The following is a 20,277-nucleotide window of genomic DNA, read 5'->3' as shown; positions in this document are numbered from 1 at the left end:
TAAAAAAGAGTAATCATTAATTATGGTTACTCTTTTTATTACGCGGGATTATTTATTTTATCGTGCGTTTTATAAAATATATGTTTGCAGATCTTCTTTTCTTTGAATTATGAGCGTAATATTTTTTTACTTTTAAACATTTCAATGTGTAAATACTTAATGAATATCAAAAAAATAGCAAAAATTAGTATTCTTAGCGCGCTAACATTACTTGTTACAGGTTGTTCACCATCTGCTGATTCATCGCATTCATTTACATTTGATATTGCGAATTCAACCATTAATCATAATCTTTCTTCAGGCTCAGGCATGGTTGTGAATAATGGTAAAATCATGGTTGTGGGTGATGATTCGCCATGGCTATTTAGTGTAAATAACGATTTTAAAATTAACGCAAAAACATTAATTGACCAATTTCCGGTTAATGAACAAAATCGTATTAATCATAAAATAAAGCCTGACTTTGAATCAATGACAATGGTTAACTACCTTAATCATCCTTATTATTTAGTGATGGGTTCTGGCAGTAAAGCGGTATTACGTGAGCAAGCTTATTTAATGCCAGTTAATGGTGGTGAAAATCAAAAACTATCATTGTCTAACCTGTATGCTCAACTGCATAAAGCCGCAAATTTCACTCAACAAGAAAAAATTAATATTGAAGGTATTGCCAATACAGGTAATGAAATCTTTATTTTTAATCGCGGTAATGAAGGTAAAAATGCCATTTTTACTATTAATGAAAAAGAATTAATGGATTATTTAGAAGGTAAAACTCAAACATTATCTTCTTTAAAAGTTTATCAAGTTCAATTACCTAAGATTAATGGTGTTCAAGCTTGTTTCTCTGGTGCTGATTACTGGAAAGAGACTAATAGTATGGTCTTTACGGCATCGGTTGAAGGTAATAATGAAAGCAGTATTAATGATGGGGCGATTCAAGGGAGTTTTATTGGTGTATTGCCACTAAAAGCCTTAGTTAATAAATCAACAATTAATTTGACTACATATAGTCAAGAAATAAAAAATAACGGTAAAGCAGTTATTACAAAAGCTGAATCAATAGCTATTGAAAATCAAACAAATAAACAAGCTAATGGTTACATTGTTAGTGATAATGATAATGGTACCAGTCAATTCTTTACTTTTACCATTGATAAGTAATTTGATTAGAGATTAAATAAAAAAGCAGTAATAGCCTCTTGTTACTGCTTTTTATTTAATTGTTCCTGATTACCACTATTTAACAGCCATGGTTAAATAATTACCTATGCTTCAATTTAATGTCAGAAAGGATTTTCTATATCCGAATTTATGAAAATGGTCGGAATGGAAAAACAAAGTAGAGCACGGTTATTTATCTTGGCAGAGTCTCGAAGGAGTCAGAAAATTATATGTATAGTCAAAAAATGAGCGTTATTTAGAATTAAATATTATTATATTTTTGATATGCATCTAACTTTATAGTGAATAAATATTGAAAGTAATCTGAGTGTGCTTTTTTACTTATAACGATCCGTAACTAAAGTTAATATTATTACAATTTTAACCATGGTGATGAGTATGATGGCATCTAAAATATCAACGTCGCAGTTAGCAAAAACAAGGGGGCTTGTTGCTAAAAATTTATTTAGTGAGTTAGCTGAAGCGGGTTATATTACTCGTGACAATAAAGAATGGCGGTTAACAGATATTGGTAAAGCAGCGGAAGGTGAGTATAAACAATCATCTCATTTTGGGCAGTATATTGTTTGGCCTGAAGCATTAGAGATTATTACAACACCATCATTTGAGGGTAAAAAGCTATCAGCAACTCAACTAAGCGGTCATTTTAAATTAACGTCACAAAAAATAAATCAAATACTTGATGAGCTTGGTTGGATCAATAAAGCCGTTAAAGGTTGGAAAGTCAGTCAATCTGGTTCTCGATTAGGTGGTATTCAAAAAGAAGATTCACGTACAGGTATTCCCTATGTGGTGTGGGATGAAACAGTATTAACAAATAATAGCTTACAACATTCTGTTAATGAATTTACGGGTGTTAATGCTGAAGTTAAAAGTACTGATAATTCAGTATCAAATTTTAGACAGAAATTTGAAGCAAAACACCGCTCTGCTGATGGTCATTATGTACGTTCTAAAGCTGAAATGCTGATTGATAATTGGCTTTATATGGCGGGTATTGTGCATGCCTATGAGCGTAAATTGCCGATTGAAGAAGACCTTTATTGTGATTTTTATCTTCCAACCGGTAAAGTATATATTGAATTTTGGGGATTGGAAGATGATCCTAAATATGCCCATCGTAAGAAAATAAAGCAAGATTTGTATGCTAAATATGGATTTAATCTTATTGAATTAAATGATCATGATGTGCAGAACCTTGATGATGTATTACCTCGAATGTTATTAAAATTTGATATAAAAGCTTATTAAGATAAAGAGTAAAATAGCTGATTAATCTCTTAATATTGTAAGGTGATTAATCGGCTATTTACTTTTTATTAAGCGAGGGTTTGGCTGAGAAATAAAAACACGCTGATTATTGTAGGTATCGCACTGTATTTTCCTACTTGTTTAAGCGTTAATTTTGTTAGCTTTGGTGCAAGGATATTGACTAAGATACTAATGTTACAAAAAATGAAAACGCCATAGGTTTTTATATCAATATCGTGGTCTTTTAGTAATTTTATTTGAGCAAGAATTAATATGACATTGAATGTAATACTTAGTGCTCGAGCAATCTGAAATTGAGTGGTATTAAATTCATTTTGTAATTTATTTTCACTTGCTTTGATGAGGTCATTTTCTGGCTGACTCATAAAGGTTAATTCCTGCTGTAAAAAGGGACAATAGCTGCTTCACTCATTTATAATATTGTGGACTATGAATGATAGTAAGCAATGGATTTTTAAGTTGATTTTGTGATGATCGCACAGCAATGTAATTTGTGCAATTATCCACGCAGTGAACTTAACTTTCATTAAATGAGTTTGGTTTTTATTTTGTTGTTTTATATGCGGATTTTATTGTTTAAGAATAAAACTCACGCCTATTTATTAATGGTTACATAGTGTTTTTTATAATAAATAGACGTTGTTTTTTTAAGATGTTCAGTCAATATTAATTAGCTACATTTTATTAGATTTAGCGTATAACTTGCTTCTGTAGATATTGGTGGTGTATATAAAACATAACAATTTTTTAGATTATCAAAAGTAGTCTTTGGGGTCACATATTTACTAAATGTAATCTTGATTGTACGGCTAAGACTCTGAGGATTTGATTGTCGGATTATCTTCCAATCATTATCATTAGTTAAATTAGCAACTAATAGTTCTAAAGAGGTAGAATCTCCATCAGGATAACCGTTGATGAACGTACAACTTTTTGTATGATTTTGTATTGAACAACCAGCAAATGGCAAATTATGTTTATCAATTTTTAGTCCTGGGTATGTATCGGTATTTGAGACATATGGTAAATTTTCTAACCCTGCAATTGCCATTTTTGCATATCCGATACCTAATCCCGAAGCAATAGCTCCTTTAAGACCTTTTAATGCCGCATTTCTAGCATCAACTTGTAGATTCATAAATTTAGGTGCAGCGACAACGGCGAGAATACCTAAAATAACAATTACAACGACAAGTTCTATTAAGGTAAATCCATTTTTTTTCATATGGGCCATCGAATAAAAAATATAATATATGTCTAAATTGTATAATTCTGACTCAGTAAGTCAATCTCCTGACAGTATTTAATGCTGTGTGCCATCATTTGGTCATACGTTTTAGTTGAATATTTTTACGGCAAAATAGCTGTATACATTGTCAGCAAAGGCGTTAGCTGTTAGTGTCGGCACCCAATGTATGTATTTCGACATACTGATTTTATTTTTAGTACATATACAGTCATGTTTCTTATTGAAAATACTGATATATGTTGACGTTTACAGGACATCATTTTGAGTCAGACGGCATTTTCTACCTTAAATCTTCATTCTGATCTATTGAGCAACTTAGACTCACTAGGTTATGAAGCTATGACACCTATTCAAGCTCAGAGTCTTCCACTTATTATTGATGGCAAGGATGTCATTGCTCAAGGTAAAACAGGATCAGGTAAAACAGCAGCGTTTGGCTTAGGATTATTAAACAACCTTAATGTAAAACGTTTCCGTGTTCAGACATTAGTCTTGTGTCCAACACGTGAACTTGCCGACCAAGTTGCTAAAGAGATTCGTCGTTTAGCGCGTGGAATTCATAACATTAAAGTGCTGACGTTGTGTGGTGGCATGCCATTTGGACCTCAAATTGGTTCATTAGAACATGGCGCACACATTATTGTTGGTACACCTGGCCGTATTGAAGAGCATGTTCACAAAGGTTTCTTATGCCTTGATGAACTTAATACGTTAGTGCTTGATGAAGCTGACCGTATGCTAGAAATGGGTTTCCAAGATTCAGTTGATGTGATCATTGATGCGGCACCAAGCAATCGTCAAACATTGCTATTTAGTGCGACTTTCCCTGATCAAATTGCATCGATTGCAAAACGCATTATGAACAACCCAGTGCAAGTGAAAGTAGAATCTAGTCATGATGATAGCAGTATTTCACAGCACTTTTATAAAGTAAGCGGTAATGAAGCGCGTTTAGATGCTGTGCGTTTACTATTGAATTTACACCGTCCTGAATCATGTGTGATCTTCTGTAACACTAAACGTGAAGCACAAGAGATGTCTGATGATTTAGAAGACTTCGGCTTTAGTTCAATTGCATTACATGGCGATTTAGAACAACGTGAACGTGACCGTACTTTAGTATTGTTCTCTAACAAGAGTAAATCAATCTTAGTCGCGACTGACGTTGCAGCGCGTGGCTTGGATATCGATAATCTTGATATGGTGATTAACTACCATTTAGCACGTGACACTGAAGTACACGTACACCGTATTGGTCGTACAGGCCGTGCAGGCAGTAAAGGTCTTGCATGTTCTTTATTCAGTGATAAAGAGCATTACAAAGTTAAGTTGCTTGAAGATTACCTTGATCGTGAAATTAACGGCGAAGCGTTACCTGCTGGCGATTTATTAGAACAACCGACTTTCCGTCCTGAAATGACCACTTTAATGATCGATGGTGGTAAAAAGCAAAAAGTACGACCTGGTGATATCCTAGGTGCGCTAACCGGTGATAACGGTATTGCTGGTGCTGCTGTAGGTAAGATCAATGTATTTGATCACTGTGCTTATGTTGCAGTTAAACGTGACGTTGCACGTGAGGCATTACAAAAATTAGAAAAAGGCCGTATTAAAGGCCGTAATTTCCGTTCGCGCCAACTGCGCTAACTGATATACAGCTACTTTATAACAATTATATTATGCCGATGCTGTGCTTTTTAAATAAAGCCTCCATCGGCTTTTTTGTAACTGTAAAAAGGATAATAATAATGGTTGCTGGTTTATTTTATTTTAAAAAGAGTATCTATTTATGCATCAAGAGATGATTGGATTGACGATTGCAGGCCTTGGTGTGCTTGGGCTTGGATGTCAATGGCTTGCATGGCGAATGAAATTACCTGCAATTCTACTATTACTGATAGCGGGTTTATTAATTGGCCCTGTGGCTGGGATTTTTAATCCGAATAGACTTTTTGGTGATTTACTGTTTCCCCTGATTTCATTAGCGGTAGCGGTTATTTTGTTTGAGGGTAGTTTAACCCTGAATTTTGCTGAAATAAAAACGGTACGAAAAAATGTAAAAAGTATTGTCACTCTTGGTGCAATTATTACGTGGGTTGTTACCAGTGTTGCCACCCATTATTTATTAGATTTCAGTTGGTCATTGGCGTTCCTTTTTGGTTCGATGACAGTTGTAACGGGGCCAACAGTGATCGTGCCTTTATTACGTACCGTAAGGCCACAAGCTAAACTTGCTAATATTTTACGTTGGGAAGGAATATTGATTGACCCGATTGGGGCTATATTTGTCGTAATCGTGTACGAATTTATTGTTTCTAGTAGCCAACTACACAGTTTAGAAGTCTTTGGATTAATGCTATTAGTTGGATTAGTGATTGGTGCTGTAGCTGGTTGGCTTATTGCTTATGTGCTTCGAAATCACTTATTACCTGAATATTTACAACCATTTGCTGTATTAGCGGTTGTGCTTGGTGTGTTTGCTGGTGCAAATGTACTTGAATCTGAAGCGGGTTTATTAGCGGTTACAGTCATGGGTATGTGGCTTGCGAATGCGAAAGATGTTGATATTCGTCATATTCTTCACTTTAAAGAAAATCTGACTATTTTATTAATTTCTGGATTATTTTTAATTTTAGCATCGCGGATCCAATTAGCTGATTTTCATGCATTAGGCTGGGGAGCAATTGCATTATTTGTAGTGATCCAATTAGTCGCACGACCCGCTTCTATTTTTATATCAACAATATTCAGTGAATTAGCCTTTAAGGAAAAACTATTTTTAGCTTGGGTTGCACCAAGGGGGATTGTTGCTGCTGCAATTTCAGCGTTATTTGCCCTTAAATTAATCGATGATGGTGTTGCTGGTGCTCAACTTTTAGTACCACTGACTTTTATGGTGATTATCGGTACGGTGGTGCTACAAAGCTTAACTGCTCGGCCTATTGCTCGCTTACTTGGGGTTGCAGAGCCATCACCCAAAGGCTTTTTAATTGTTGGCGCTAATGATGTTGCGCGAGAAATTGGATTAGCCCTTAAAAAATATGATTGTCGAGTAGTGATGACTGATTCTAACTGGGATTATATTCGCGCCGCTCGAATGGCTGGTTTAGAAACGTATTATGGTAATGCGGTTTCTAGCCATGCCGATGAATATTTGGATTTAATTGGGGTAGGCCATTTGTTGGCACTTACTCCAGATAAACACTTTAATGCGGTTGCCACAAGCCATTATGAAACGGATTTTGGACAACGTAATATCTTTCGTTTAAATGGTCGTCGACATAATAGTGGCCTAGAGAAGCACTCTGCAACTCAAGCTCATAGTGGTACTGTACTTTTCGGCGATGATATTAGTTATAAAAAATTAGCCAGTTTAATCAATCAAGGTGCCGAAATTAAGCATACTAAGTTAAGTGATAATTTCACCCTTGAGGATTATTTTCAGCAATATAAAGGATCGTCACTTATTCCATTATTTGTCATTGATTTAAAGCAAAATATTTTCCCATTTACAGATGTTTCGACGTTAGAAGCAAAGGCGGGATGGACAATGATTGCTTTGGTAAAAGAATCGGTGTAATTGTTACGATCTTTAACGTAAATTGATTAAAATAAAAAGCACCGTAATGGTGCTTTTTTTTTCGATGAACTACTTAGGGTTTAACTCCTTATTGGCTTTATAGGCGTTATAACCAAAAGTTATTTTATTAACTAATATATTGATTCTATATGGTTTTAATTAGCTTGGTGATAAGGAATGGATCGCGGAAAAGTGAGGAAGTGAGATCTTTGTCTAGACTTTGGTGTGGGCATTTTATCTTAAATAAGTAATAAAGATATTTTCATTGCGACATTGTTATATTAATAAACGTGAAGTTTATGTTAATTAAGTGTGGCTGGTATTTACTTTGTAGACTATAAATATAGAGATATTTTTTATTCATGTATACAGGAGTTTATATGCCAGTTAGAAAGGGAACTCACCGTCGATTAAGTATTCTAGCCGCCGTGATGATGGGCGCTTCTGGATATACTGTTGCAGCAGAAAAGCCAAATATCTTAGTCATTTGGGGCGATGATATTGGGCAATCTAATATTAGTGCTTATACCTTTGGTTTAATGGGATATAAAACCCCCAATATTGATAGCATCGCCAAAGAAGGAATGATGTTTACTGATTATTACGCTGAACAATCGTGTACAGCGGGGCGTTCAACTTTTATTACTGGACAAGGGGTACTACGTACAGGATTAAGTAAAGTAGGTTTACCAGGGGCTGATATTGGTTTACAAGCCGAAGATGCGACCATTGCTGAAGTACTTAAACCTCAAGGGTACATGACGGGGCAATTTGGTAAAAATCACCTCGGTGATAAAGATGAAATGCTACCTACAAATCATGGTTTTGACGAATTCTTCGGTAATCTTTATCACTTAAATGCAGAAGAAGAGCCTGAGAATATTGATTATCCTAAAGATCCAGAATTCCGTAAAAAGTTTGGTCCTCGTGGTGTTATCCATTCTTATGCCGATGGTAAAATTGAAGATACTGGCCCACTAACCCGTAAGCGTATGGAAACGGTTGATGATGAAACGGCAGCGGCTGCGATTGATTTCATGGGACGTGCAGTGAAAGCTGATAAACCTTTCTTTGTGTGGTGGAATGCGACTCGTATGCACTTTAGAACCCACGTGAAGCCTGAGCTTCAAGGTTCAACCGGTATCAGTAACTATGCTGATGGTATGGTCGAGCACGATAATCACGTTGGTGAACTATTAAAAGCGGTAGATAAGCTAGGTATTAAAGATAATACCATTGTCTTTTATTCAACGGATAATGGCCCACATATGAACTCATGGCCGGATGCGGGTACAACGCCGTTCCGTAGTGAGAAAAATACTAACTGGGAAGGCGCATACCGCGTACCTGCAATGGTTCGTTGGCCGGGTAAGATTCAGCCTGGTGTTGTATCCAATGAAATTATGCACCACATGGACTGGCTACCAACATTTGCAGCCATCGCGGGTAACGACAAGATTAAAGAGGAGCTAAAAGAAGGCACTAAACTCGGTAACAAGAGTTTTAAAAATCATCTTGATGGCTATAACTTCCTACCTTATTTAACAGGAAAAGAAGATAAAGGTCGTCGTGAAGAGATCTTCTACTTTACCGATGATGGTGATTTAGCTGCGTTGCGTTATAACAAATGGAAAGCTGTGTTCATGGAGCAACGTATGAAAGGTACGTTACAAATTTGGGCCGAACCTTTTGTTACCCTACGTGTGCCTAAACTGTTTAATTTACGTATGGACCCATATGAAGTCGCTGATGTAACGTCAAATACTTACTATGATTGGTTATTAGATCACGCGTATATGTTTGTTCCGGCACAAGCGTATGTAGGCAAATATCTAGAAACCTTTAAAGCGTTCCCACCTCGTCAAGAAGCGGCAAGTTTTAGTTTGGATCAGGTAATGGAAAAACTGAAACAACCGCAGAGTAAGTAATTAAATATTGATTAATATTTGGGCTCTTCGGGGCCCATTTTTCTTATCTAAGATAAACCGCTTTTATTCACATAACCGTTAATGCTAATGGAAAATTCATCCGATATAAGCTATATCTGAAATATCGCTATATTTTATTTTAAATACAATGATTTAGTTAATATCAATACAAGGATGTATATGATTGATAAAACAGTCTTCGCTATTTTTTGCCAAGTATGGATAAGCCTAATGATGTTGACATCAACGGCTTTTGCTGCGGATTTTGTGGGTAGTGATCAGTGTATTGATTGTCATAAAGAGCAGGTCGAGGCATGGAAAGGCTCAGATCACGACATGGCGATGAAGCACGCTGATAAAGACAGTGTGTTAGGTGATTTCAATGATGCGACGATCAAATTTAAAGGCAAAGTGAATCGTTTTTTTACTAAAGGCGATCAATATTGGGTCAATATTGAAGGGCCTGATAACCAGTTTCATGATTATAAAATTAGTTATACGTTTGGCTTTGAACCACTACAGCAATATATGGTGGAATTTGACGATGGACGTATTCAATTAATTCCGTTTGCTTGGGATGCTAGAGCGCAAGAGCAAGGAGGACAGCGTTGGTATCATCTTTATCCTGAAATGGAAAAAACTGATGCGTTTTATTGGACTAACACTGGTCAGAATTGGAACTTCATGTGTGCAGATTGTCATTCTACCGATGTTAAGAAAAACTATGATGCTAAAACGAATACTTATAACACCCAATGGTTTGAAATAAACGTTGGTTGTGAAGCTTGTCATGGGCCTGCCAGTGATCATATTTCATGGGCTAAAGGTGAGCAAAAAAACACTACGGCTCATTATGGTTTTGGACGTGATTTAAGTAAGTCTGTTAAAGAATGGGTGTTTAAAGAAGGGCATTCAACCTTGCAGCCCAAAGAAATTCAATTTACAGATCAAATAACGGTGTGCGCGCAATGTCATAGTCGTCGAGTGCAATTAAATGAAGACCAAGCACACGTTAAAGGCTCACTGCTAGACAGTTATTTACCGAGCTTAATTACGTCTGAGTTATACCATAATGATGGTCAGATTTATGATGAAGATTATGTTTATGGTTCTTTCATGCAGTCAAAAATGGCTGAAAAAGGGGTAACCTGTACTAACTGTCACAATCCGCATTCAACCAAATTAGAGATTCCAGAACAGGCCGTCTGTAGTCAATGCCATATAGCATCAGAATATACGCCGGAAAAACATACTTTTCATAAAGCAAACACAGAAGCCTCACAATGTACCACTTGCCATATGCCTGAAATGACGTATATGGGGGTGGATGCTCGACGTGATCATAGTTGGCAAATTCCTCGTCCTGATTTAAGTAAAAATATTGGTACCCCCAATGTCTGTACTCAATGTCATCAACAAGATGATGCTTGGGCAGATAAACATGTCGGTCAATGGTTCCCTGATTCACCTTTTCGAAATCAACAACATTTTGCGGTCGCATTTTATGCCGCTGATATTAATTATCGAGGCGCAGGTGATGCACTGTCTTACACGGCTCAAGATGTAAAACAAGCGGGGATCATTCGTGGTTCAGCATTACAGCGCTTGGGTGCTTTTCCAAGTAAGAATACGATTGTGGCTTTAGGACGAGCAATAAAACATGACGATCCATTAATACGTTTAGGCGCAATTCAAGGCTCTGCTGGATATTCAGCTTACGATCGGTGGCAGATATTATCGCCGTTATTAACCGATAAAGTACTTGGTGTGCGAACGGAAGCGGCAGGAGCATTAGCGGCATATTGGCCAGAGTGGAACCCATTACAGCGAGAACAGTTATCGCCAGCATTAGATGAGTACATTGAAATTCAATTATTTAATGCCGACAGAGGCTTTGGAATGACAAACTTAGGCAATGTCTATCGTGCTCAGGGAGAATTTAAACAAGCAGAACAGGCATATTTAAAGGCAATAAAAGTTGAGCCTTACTTTGTTAATAGTTATGTCAATCTTGCTGATTTATATCGAGCACAAGGCAATGAAATGAAAGGGGTTGAATTAATGCAGCAGGGGATCATCGCGCAACCTAAATCTGGGGCATTACGTTATAGCACAGGGCTGGCATTATTACGTCTAAACGACAAAGCACAAGCATCCACTTATTTTAAACAAGCGACAGCCGTTGATCCTCAAAATGCGCAATATTGGTATATTTATGGTCTTTCTTTAGAACAGAGTAATACCAATCAAGCCGCAAATGCATTAGCAACAGCGTTCAGTTTGAGTGCAAATCCGCAGCATTTATTTGCCCAGTGTGATCTGTTGTTAAAAGCGAAATCATCACAAGCAAAAGTCTGTATTACTCAGTTGGAACAATACGCCCCTAAAAATGTCATTGATGCACTTAAGAAACGGCTTTATTGATGAGGACTATAACCAATAGTTATGGCGGATTTGATTAAGATAATACGCAGTCAATAATCAGGCAAGTGGGTATAAGGAGAAAACATGAATCAAACTCAACAAGCTATTACAACGCTTATCTCTCAAGTCGAGGCATCGGTGATTGGTCAATCCGATGTGGTTCGTGCACTTGTTATTGGGTTATTAACGCAGGGACACGTTTTACTTGAAGGATTACCCGGCACGGCAAAAACACGCTCAGTTAAGTCATTGGCGGATAATTTACAGACCTCATTTGGACGAATTCAATTTACGCCTGATTTACTGCCTTCCGATGTAACAGGAACTGAAGTCTATCAAGAATTAAATGGTAAACCGCAATTGCATTTTCAAGCGGGACCTATTTTTAATAGCATTGTGCTTGCCGATGAAATTAACCGCGCACCCGCAAAAGTTCAAGCGGCGTTATTGGAAGCGATGGCAGAAAGAACAATAACCGTCGGAGATAAAACGCACGTATTACCAGAACTTTTTATGGTACTAGCGACGCAAAATCCCGTAGAACAAGAGGGAACGTATCCACTACCCGAAGCGCAAATGGATCGATTTATTATGAAGATCAGTGTTGATTATCCTGATGATGATGCTGAACTTGAGATTATTCGCCTTGTGCGCCGTGAAGAAACCGATCCTAAGCTAACCGCTGAACCTGATACCGATAAAAATAACGCTAATACTAATACTAATACTAATATTCAATTAGATCCCTCCATTGTGATGCAAGCACGAGCTGAGCTTGCGCTGGTGGAAATATCTGAAATTAGTGAACGTTATATTGTGGCGTTAGTGATGGCAACGCGTAAACCTGAACGTTATTTAGCATCGTCACTTTCTCGTTGGATAGAGGTGGGAGCAAGTCCTCGCGCTTCAATTGCATTAGACAAATGTGCCCGTGCTTATGCATGGCTACAAGCGAGAGATTATGTTGAACCTGATGATATTCGAGCAATGGCACACGCGGTATTAGGACATCGGATTACGTTGAGCTATGACGCATTAGCTGATGGTGTGACTCAACAACAAGTGATAGATGAATTGTTGGATTATGTTGTTATTGGGTAGGGCTTTTTATGAGTAAAAAAAGCACAGACAGCCGTATTCATTGTGAATATAGCCAACTTATTAAATTACAATCTCAAGCGGGATTTTTCAGCTTATTACCCAATTTAAAAGCAGGTACAGCGTTGTCGGGTCGCCATTCGTCTATTTTTCGAGGACGGGGATTAAATTTTGAAGAGTTACGACATTACCAATTAGGGGATGACATTCGTAATCTTGATTGGAAAGTGACGCTGCGAACGGGAAAACCCCATGTTCGCTCATATACCGAAGAGAAAGATCGTAATTTTATTATTTGTGTCGATCAACGCAGCAGTATGTTCTTTTCATCCATTGATACCATGAAATCAGTGGTTGCCGCAGAATTGGCAGCATTGACCGCATGGCGCATTCTTAAAGATAGCGATCGTGTTGGTTTTATTATTAATACTCCTGATCAAATTCATTGGTTAAAGCCAAAGCGATCTCAAGCTGACCTGCTGCATCGATTACAGCTATTGTCTGATGTGAATCAATCGCTTGATGTCAGCAGTAATGACAACTATGAGGTTGGATTTACTCAATTTGTTACGTTATTAGGTCGTTTGAAACTCAAAGAAGCCACCATCATTATTTTAAGTGATTGGCATGGAGCCACGGTTGATGAAATTACCCATCTGAAACATCTACAAAAACATAATGATGTATTAGGGGTATTAATTTCTGATCCTTTTGAATCTCAGTTTCCATCGCAATACAGCCATTGGGTGGTGGGTGATGGGGCGTATCAACTTAATTTAAGTGATGCTAAGCGGTTTGATTTAGCCAATAAAGGCTTAGGTGAACATCAAGATTTAAAGAAAGAGCAATTAATTCAACTGATGGCGACAAAAGGGCTGCCATTGATTGAAGCGGATACGTCGGGTCATCATCTTGAACAATTTAAACGTGCAATTGGAGGCCGATAATGAGCATTCATGCACCACCTAGTAATTACATGTTAAGAAATATGAGTGAGGTGACAATACCTGATCATGTGAGCTGGTTTCCTCAAACTATTGGCTGGAAAGTCGTTGCGGCTATTTTGATTGTTGTTGCTTTATATTATGTTATTCAATCTATTAGGTTGTGGTGGAATAACCGTTACCGCCGAGAAGCAATGGCTCTGATGACCGTCATGCAAGCCTCAATAAATAGCACCAGTATGCCATTATCATTGCCTTTAGATGTATTTGAAGTGATGAAGGCGGTATTAATTTATCTTAATCCTCAAAAAGCCAATGCCTTTGGTGAAAAATTCCTTACTGATTTAGATGATTATCGCTCACCACAAAATGCAGTCTTTAATGATGCACTTGGCCAGAAGTGGATGCGATCTTTGGTGCAAAAACAGTATCCATTATCCAAGCAAGAATTATCAGCACTAATGACGTTATGCCAGCAATGGTTAGTCGAACATGGTGAACTTCATTTAAAGATAAATGGAGGCCAAAATGTTGTTTAGTCAATTGGAGTTAGTGAATCCATATTGGTTATGGCTATTACCATTACCGATTATTATTTATTGGTTTATTCCTGCTTATCGCACCCGTCAATCAGCGATAAAAGTGCCTTTTTTTGATGTGCTAGTACAAGCGTTAGATGAAACGCCGTCTGCGGGGGCAAGTCAGTTAAGTGCCCGTTATTGGCAAAAAACATTGCTAATTATTTCATGGTGTTTATTAATTTTCGCCTTAACTAAGCCGACTATTTTAGGTCCACCACAAACACGAGAAAGTTTAGGGCGAGATGTGATGGTGGTCGTGGACTTATCAGGCTCCATGGCTGAGCGAGATTTTGTCTCAAAAACAGCATCTGATAATGGTGGTGTTCAGAAAATATCACGCTTAGATGCTGCGAAAGAAGTATTAGCTGATTTCGCAACAACGCGTCAAGGGGATCGCTTAGGGCTGATTTTATTTGGCGATGCTGCGTTTGTGCAAACACCGTTTACAGCGGATCAAAAAGTATGGTTAGCACTCTTAAATCAAACTGATGTGACAATGGCTGGCCAAAGTACCCATTTAGGTGATGCAATCGGGCTCGCGATTAAAGTGTTTGAGCAAAGTGCATCTGCTGAACTTTCTACTTCAACCGAGCCTCAACAGCAGAATGAAAAAAATGAGAAACCTCGAGAGAAAGTTGCGATTGTATTAACTGATGGTAATGATACTGGCAGCTATGTTGAGCCGATTGATGCCGCTAAAGTTGCTGCGGCTAAAAATGTTCGTATTCATATGATCGCCATGGGAGATCCCACCACGATTGGAGAGAAAGCATTAGATATGGATGTGATCAATCGGGTTGCGGAAGTATCTGGAGGGCAAGCATTTCAAGCTATTAATCGGAATGAATTAGAACAAGCTTATGCGGCAATTGGTGAGTTAGAGCCGCAGTTATATGAAAGCACCACATATCGACCTAAAAAGTCGATTCATCAATACCCGATTATGCTGATTGTAGTGATGTATCTGTTTGGCTTTGGGGTTGCAACGATGCGACGACAGTTGACATCATCGTCAAATAAAGCCGCACCAGACTCAGGAGAAAAACATGTTTAATTCCCTGATGTGGCAACAAATTGTCGATAATTTTCATTTTATTCGCCCGTGGTGGTTATTGCTCTTGGTTCCTTTTTCCATTGTGATTTATTTACGCTGGAAACAAGATTCAAACAAGGAATGGCAGCAACAACTACCACAACATTTGCGTCGAGTTTTAACCATTGGTGATAGTGGTTGGAAAAAACAATTACCGCTGAAGTTGTTAAGTGTATCCATGCTGGTGGCGATTATTGTGTGTGCTGGCCCGACATGGGAACGTGAAGCTTCACCTTTTGGGGAAGATAAAGCCGCTTTATTGATTGTGCTTGATAACAGTGAATCTATGTTACAAAAAGATCTTGCCCCTAATCGCTTAGAACGTGCGAAACAAAAGATTCGAGATTTAATTGTATTACGTCAGGGGGGTAAAACAGGGTTAGTTGTTTTTGCAGGTTCAGCGCATTTAGCGATGCCATTAACCAAAGATGATGCTGTTTTTGCACCTTTTTTAGCGGCGATTCAGCCTGATATTATGCCGATAAAAGGGAAAAACGCTGAAACAACGTTAGCGTTAATTGAGCCTCAACTAGGCCCTGAAAGTGCGGGGACTGTTTTATTGATCTCTGATGGTGTAAACCCGGCAACGATTAAAGCATTTGAAACGTATTTCTCAACCAGTCCTTATCAATTATTGGTGCTGGCAGCGGGCAATAACGATCGCGTCAGTAATGAACCTCTTGATTTGGCATCACTTAAGTCCCTCGCAAAAAACACGCAAGGGAGCGTAGTGGAAGTGACCATTGATGATAGTGATATCAAGGCACTTAACCGTAATATTGAACGCCATATGCAGTTAAATAATGAATCTGCAATGCCATGGAAAGACATGGGGTATTTTTTGCTGTTTCCCGTAACATTATTGATGTTGTTATGGTTTAGAAAAGGGTGGTTAGTCAAGTGGTGTTTAGTGGCGGCTATTGTGTTTCCAAGTTTTTATTCAACGACCACTTATGCGGAAACAGTAAGCCTAAAAGCGGCCACAAATGAGCCGATAGCTGATGTTACGATGTGGGATAAGACAGTACATTGGTGGATGAATATTTGGCTGACGCCGGATCAACAAGGGCAATGGTATTTTAATCAGTTTGATTATTTAACCGCAGCAAAGCGTTATCAAGATCCTCTTAAAAAAGGCATCGCTTATTATTATGCGGGTGAATATAAATTATCTCACAGTACTTTTTTACAAGTAAAAACACCCCAAAGTCTTTTTAATGCTGCGAATGCCCTCGCAAGGCAAAGAGAATATGTTGCTGCGCGTGATCTTTATCAGTTATTGCTTGATAGCGGTGAACTTGAAATGGAATTAAAAGCACCGGTCGAAAACAATTTAGCCCTTATGCAAGGCATCGTTGATGAAGTAAATCGTATTAGTGAAAGCCAAAAAGGCAGTACTGATGGTCCTGAAGAGTCGTTTGAATTAGGTGATGATAAGCCTAAAACAGGGGATGGCGCTGATGAAAAAGTGGATGCTGCAATGATGGCAAAAGAGACGCTTAATGCGAACGAAATATTAGGCAGCCAAGAGCTAGCTGATAAATGGTTGCGTCGTGTAGAAGCTGATCCTAAGTATTTTTTACGTGCTAAATTTCAATTGCAGCTTCGTTCGCAATCAGTGGATATAAAAGATGTGTCTAACGAGGAGATTAAATAATGCCTCCCTATAATGCTCACCATTATTTTCAACGCTACGCTATCTATGTTTTGGTTATGCTTGCGCTCACATTGCTGTCAATAAGTGTTAATGCACAAGCAAGCACAGTCAATATGGTTGATAAATCAGATCAAGTGACAATAAAAACATGGTTAAGTGATACAGAGAATATTCACAAAACAAAAGACAGCAAGACGTCAACCTATGCCGTTAATCAACAAATTATTCTCTATATCGAAGTGATTACACCACGGTGGTTTACTGGCGGAACGCGAATCGCACCGATTGAAATACCCAATGTAGTGGCTAAACAGCGCAATCCATTAGCGATGAATTTTACCGAAAAAAAAGAGGGTATTACCTGGACCCATCAACGTTGGGAAATAACATTATATCCTCAAGCTGAGGGACATTTTGTGGTGCCCTCAACGGCTGTAACGGTACAAGTATCACGTCCTAATTCAACCAATGCCACAGGGGTTTTATATACTGAACCACAGGCGTTCTCCGCTATTATTCCATCAGGTTTATTAAGTGAGCAATCGGCATGGATTTCTGGGCAAGATTTCTCGGTTGAACAGCAATGGAGTCAATCTAACCCTGAATTAAAAGCAGGGGATGCGATCACGCGAACTTTAACTGTAAAAGGGTCGAATACTTTAGCAATGTTGATTCCAAAACTGATTCAACCAATAGCGACTGCGGATTATCAAATCTACCCTCAACCTAATCAATTAAGTGATTCACAAACCCGTGGTGATTATTTATCTGAGCGAAAAGAATCGGTTGTTTATGTTCTTCAAAATGGCGGCAATGTGAGTTTTCCTGCTATTCATTTAACCTGGTGGAATACTGAGAACCAAACATTAGAAACTATTACCCTTGAGGGACAATCTTTTTATATTGCGCATACATTAAGCTCGTGGCTACACCAATATTGGCATAGATTAATCGCCTTAATTATTGCGATTGTGGTGATAACGTTGATTGGGTTTAAAACTATAACCTATTATAAAACACACCCGTTACCTGCTTGGTTTATTTATGCTAATGCCGTAAAACAACAGCAATGGAGCCAAGTGAGAGTGTTACTTTACCGCGTATTAAGAAAGCACAGTGATCAGTTACAATTAAAACAATATTGTGTGACGACTGATTGGCAACAAGATGTGACTCAGTTTCAATCGCACAGTATTACAAAAAAATTATCACTGTCTTTATGGCAACAGATTACTCAATCAGGGCGAGGTTTGAATGCTATTTGTGCAAAGTGTAAGCCCAAGCCTATTTTTCCGCAATTGACCAAACAACGAACAAAATACAAGAAAAATTAAGCGTATTAACACAAAAATGGGATGAGGTTGTTGTTTCATTTTGCGGATTACTTGTTGTGAGAATCATCCTCGTATTGATGAGCTTGAGGCAAGAAATATTGTTATAAGAGTGGCCATTAATGGTTAAGACAGTAAATAAAAAAAGCAGCATTAAGTGAATAATGCTGCTTTGTTATTTAAAGCGTTTTATTGTTATTTACGAGGTTGATATAAATTCAGAAGTTAGTTTTTGATCACTTCCGTTAATATCTGCCCTGTTGCGCCGCTGGGTTGTGTAATGCCTAAGATACTTGATAGTGTCGGGGCAATATCATAGGGCGTGATCTCACGGCTAATCTGTTTATCATCAATATTGTATCCCGCGAAGATCACCGGTACATAGGTGTCATAACGCCACGGTGAACCATGAGTAGAGGCGATAGTTAAGCCATCCATGTCATTGATAAAGTTTCGTGGTTGGTAGACGATATAGACATCACCTGAACGTGCTGGGTGATAGTTATTTTTAACCAACTGCATAGTATGCGTATTCGGTACTTGGTTTTTCTCTATATCAGTACTGGTAACGGCGTATGCAATTCCGTTTATTTTTAACAGTTCTTCTGCAACCACCATCTGAACTTTTTCAAGCGGGACGCCTTTCTTTTTTATGACGTTATGGTTTAGGTAAATATAAGGCTGAGCATACAAACGAATGGCATCCTCTCCTAAACTAAATTCAGTTTTTAAACGTGTCAGTAATTGAGGGGAGATTAATTGTTTTTGATCAAAGGTGGCTGGTTGGTGGCCCCCTAATGCATTAACAACCGCCGGTGCTTCTGATGCACCGTGATCGGCAGATAAAACAATCAGGGTATTTTCTAATCCAACCTGTTGATCAATATTCTTTAAAAGCTTGGCAATGGTTTTATCCAATCGAATTAAGTTATCTTCTGTTTCTAAGCTCGTCGGGCCATACATGTGAATGACATAATCGTTAGATGAAAAGCTTACCGATAAATAATCAGGAAACGTCCCTTTGCCTAAGTTTTCTTGTCTTAATAATGTGCTCGCAAAGTTCTCGGTGAGTTCATCACCCGCAGGGCTTACTGTTAGCGTGGTGCTGTAATATTTATTGTCGACTGAGCTATATGGGTGAGGGAAAGTGCGTTTAAACCCATCGAGGTCAACTTTATAGTCTGGATTGCTCTCTTTAACCGTGTATTTCTCTGGGGGAAGAGAGAGCTCCCAACGTGTATTTGAATATTGCTCAGCCAGTTTTTGTTGATTCCAATCTGTTACCCATTGTGGGTATTTATCGTAATAATAATTGCTGGTAACAAATTCTGATTGTGCTTTTGAGAACCAAAAGGCTTTGCCTAGGTGGCCTCCCAATGAAATAGCGCCTCTATCTTTTACTGATACTGAAAATATTTTCGATACGCCATTATTTGAAATTGCTAATTCATCACTAAACGTTGTCGCCAGAATTGGATCTGGTGAGCGTCCATCTTTGGTGGCTATTTTTTGGGTAGGATCTATTTCTGTTGCTTTATTGACGCCAGCACCGGCGTTTAACATTTGGTAATTGCCGTCTTCGACATTATAAACCAAGCGTTCTTTATTACGGTCGTACCAAACATTACCCACCATGCCATGAACACTCGGGGGAGCACCCGTAGCGAGAGATACGTGGCCAACAATGGTTTCAGTATTGCCGTGTTGATAATATGCATTAGTATAATAAGTGCCATTATCCATTAAATAACGAAAACCATCGTTACCAAAATTGGCTTTATAGCGTTCAAGTAAATCACCTCTTAGTGCATCAACCGTAATTTGTACTATCAATTTAGGTTTTGGCGGGGCTGCGAGAGAGGTTATTGGAATAAGTAACGCACTTGTGAGCGTTATATAACACAATATTTTATTTTTCATTATGGATTCCTTGCC

General features: G+C 38.2%; 14 protein-coding genes and 2 pseudogenes. 13 read left to right on the top strand and 3 right to left on the bottom strand.

The genetic code is table 11. The features are described from left to right. Positions 1–159 precede the first annotated feature (159 nt). Together GLP24_RS13470 and GLP24_RS13465 are read left to right on the top strand one after the other, a co-directional pair. On the top strand, positions 160–1,164 hold the full coding sequence (locus tag GLP24_RS13470) for a DUF6929 family protein (protein ID WP_232616160.1): 1,005 nt from the start codon (positions 160–162) through the stop codon (positions 1,162–1,164). A gap of 402 nt (positions 1,165–1,566) precedes the next feature. Next, complete coding sequence (locus GLP24_RS13465) at positions 1,567–2,436, top strand: glycerol kinase (RefSeq protein ID WP_101769784.1); 870 nt, start codon at positions 1,567–1,569, stop codon at positions 2,434–2,436. A gap of 68 nt (positions 2,437–2,504) precedes the next feature. Here GLP24_RS13465 and GLP24_RS13460 read toward each other — a convergent pair whose 3' ends face one another. Further along, the gene (locus tag GLP24_RS13460; RefSeq protein WP_232578655.1) at positions 2,505–2,822 is read right to left on the bottom strand and encodes a fumarate hydratase; all 318 of its coding nucleotides are present in this window, start codon (positions 2,820–2,822) and stop codon (positions 2,505–2,507) included. 305 nt (positions 2,823–3,127) lie between these two features. Then, on the bottom strand, positions 3,128–3,682 hold the full coding sequence (locus GLP24_RS13455) for a type II secretion system protein (RefSeq protein WP_232578656.1): 555 nt from the start codon (positions 3,680–3,682) through the stop codon (positions 3,128–3,130). Positions 3,683–3,967: 285 nt separating this feature from the next. Here GLP24_RS13455 and dbpA point away from each other — a divergent pair, with 285 nt between their 5' ends. The 11 genes and pseudogenes from dbpA (at position 3,968) to GLP24_RS13405 (ending at position 18,345) form a co-directional block, all read left to right on the top strand. Further along, positions 3,968–5,353, top strand: coding sequence for an ATP-dependent RNA helicase DbpA (gene dbpA / locus GLP24_RS13450; protein ID WP_101769772.1), 1,386 nt, complete (start codon positions 3,968–3,970; stop codon positions 5,351–5,353). A 142-nt stretch (positions 5,354–5,495) separates the two neighbouring features. Then, positions 5,496–7,286: a cation:proton antiporter gene (locus GLP24_RS13445; protein ID WP_232616159.1), complete on the top strand. Its 1,791-nt coding sequence runs from the start codon at positions 5,496–5,498 to the stop codon at positions 7,284–7,286. A gap of 380 nt (positions 7,287–7,666) precedes the next feature. Continuing rightward, entirely contained in the window at positions 7,667–9,214 is a 1,548-nt protein-coding gene (locus tag GLP24_RS13440; protein WP_232598056.1) for an arylsulfatase, read from the top strand. Between the two features lie 231 nt (positions 9,215–9,445). Next, positions 9,446–11,638: a tetratricopeptide repeat protein gene (locus GLP24_RS13435; protein WP_232616175.1), complete on the top strand. Its 2,193-nt coding sequence runs from the start codon at positions 9,446–9,448 to the stop codon at positions 11,636–11,638. Positions 11,639–11,722: 84 nt separating this feature from the next. Beyond that, positions 11,723–12,302 (top strand): annotated as a pseudogene (locus tag GLP24_RS19975) (AAA family ATPase); the annotation flags it as partial. Positions 12,303–12,391: 89 nt separating this feature from the next. After that, positions 12,392–12,739: pseudogene (locus GLP24_RS19970) on the top strand (AAA family ATPase); the annotation flags it as partial. Positions 12,740–12,747: 8 nt separating this feature from the next. Further along, positions 12,748–13,683: a DUF58 domain-containing protein gene (locus GLP24_RS13425; protein WP_232614411.1), complete on the top strand. Its 936-nt coding sequence runs from the start codon at positions 12,748–12,750 to the stop codon at positions 13,681–13,683. Beyond that, positions 13,683–14,219 (top strand): DUF4381 domain-containing protein, encoded by a 537-nt coding sequence (locus tag GLP24_RS13420; RefSeq protein WP_107237558.1) that lies wholly within the window; start codon positions 13,683–13,685, stop codon positions 14,217–14,219. The genes GLP24_RS13425 and GLP24_RS13420 overlap by 1 nt, the downstream gene beginning before the upstream one ends. Continuing rightward, on the top strand, positions 14,209–15,315 hold the full coding sequence (locus tag GLP24_RS13415; RefSeq protein WP_232616157.1) for a VWA domain-containing protein: 1,107 nt from the start codon (positions 14,209–14,211) through the stop codon (positions 15,313–15,315). Before GLP24_RS13420 ends, GLP24_RS13415 begins: the two co-directional genes overlap by 11 nt. Beyond that, positions 15,308–17,011, top strand: a complete 1,704-nt coding sequence (locus tag GLP24_RS13410; protein ID WP_232616156.1) for a vWA domain-containing protein — start codon at positions 15,308–15,310, stop codon at positions 17,009–17,011. Before GLP24_RS13415 ends, GLP24_RS13410 begins: the two co-directional genes overlap by 8 nt. Beyond that, complete coding sequence (locus tag GLP24_RS13405; RefSeq protein WP_232616155.1) at positions 17,011–18,345, top strand: hypothetical protein; 1,335 nt, start codon at positions 17,011–17,013, stop codon at positions 18,343–18,345. Before GLP24_RS13410 ends, GLP24_RS13405 begins: the two co-directional genes overlap by 1 nt. 222 nt (positions 18,346–18,567) lie before the next feature. On the opposite strand, the gene GLP24_RS13400 is transcribed toward GLP24_RS13405, so the two are convergent. Further along, the gene (locus tag GLP24_RS13400) at positions 18,568–20,262 is read right to left on the bottom strand and encodes an alkaline phosphatase family protein (protein ID WP_232616154.1); all 1,695 of its coding nucleotides are present in this window, start codon (positions 20,260–20,262) and stop codon (positions 18,568–18,570) included. Positions 20,263–20,277: the final 15 nt, after the last annotated feature.

The sequence above is a fragment of the Photobacterium carnosum genome (assembly GCF_021236965.1).
In the GTDB taxonomy this organism is placed as follows: domain Bacteria; phylum Pseudomonadota; class Gammaproteobacteria; order Enterobacterales; family Vibrionaceae; genus Photobacterium; species Photobacterium carnosum.
This window is presented reverse-complemented; position numbering and strand designations above follow the sequence as displayed.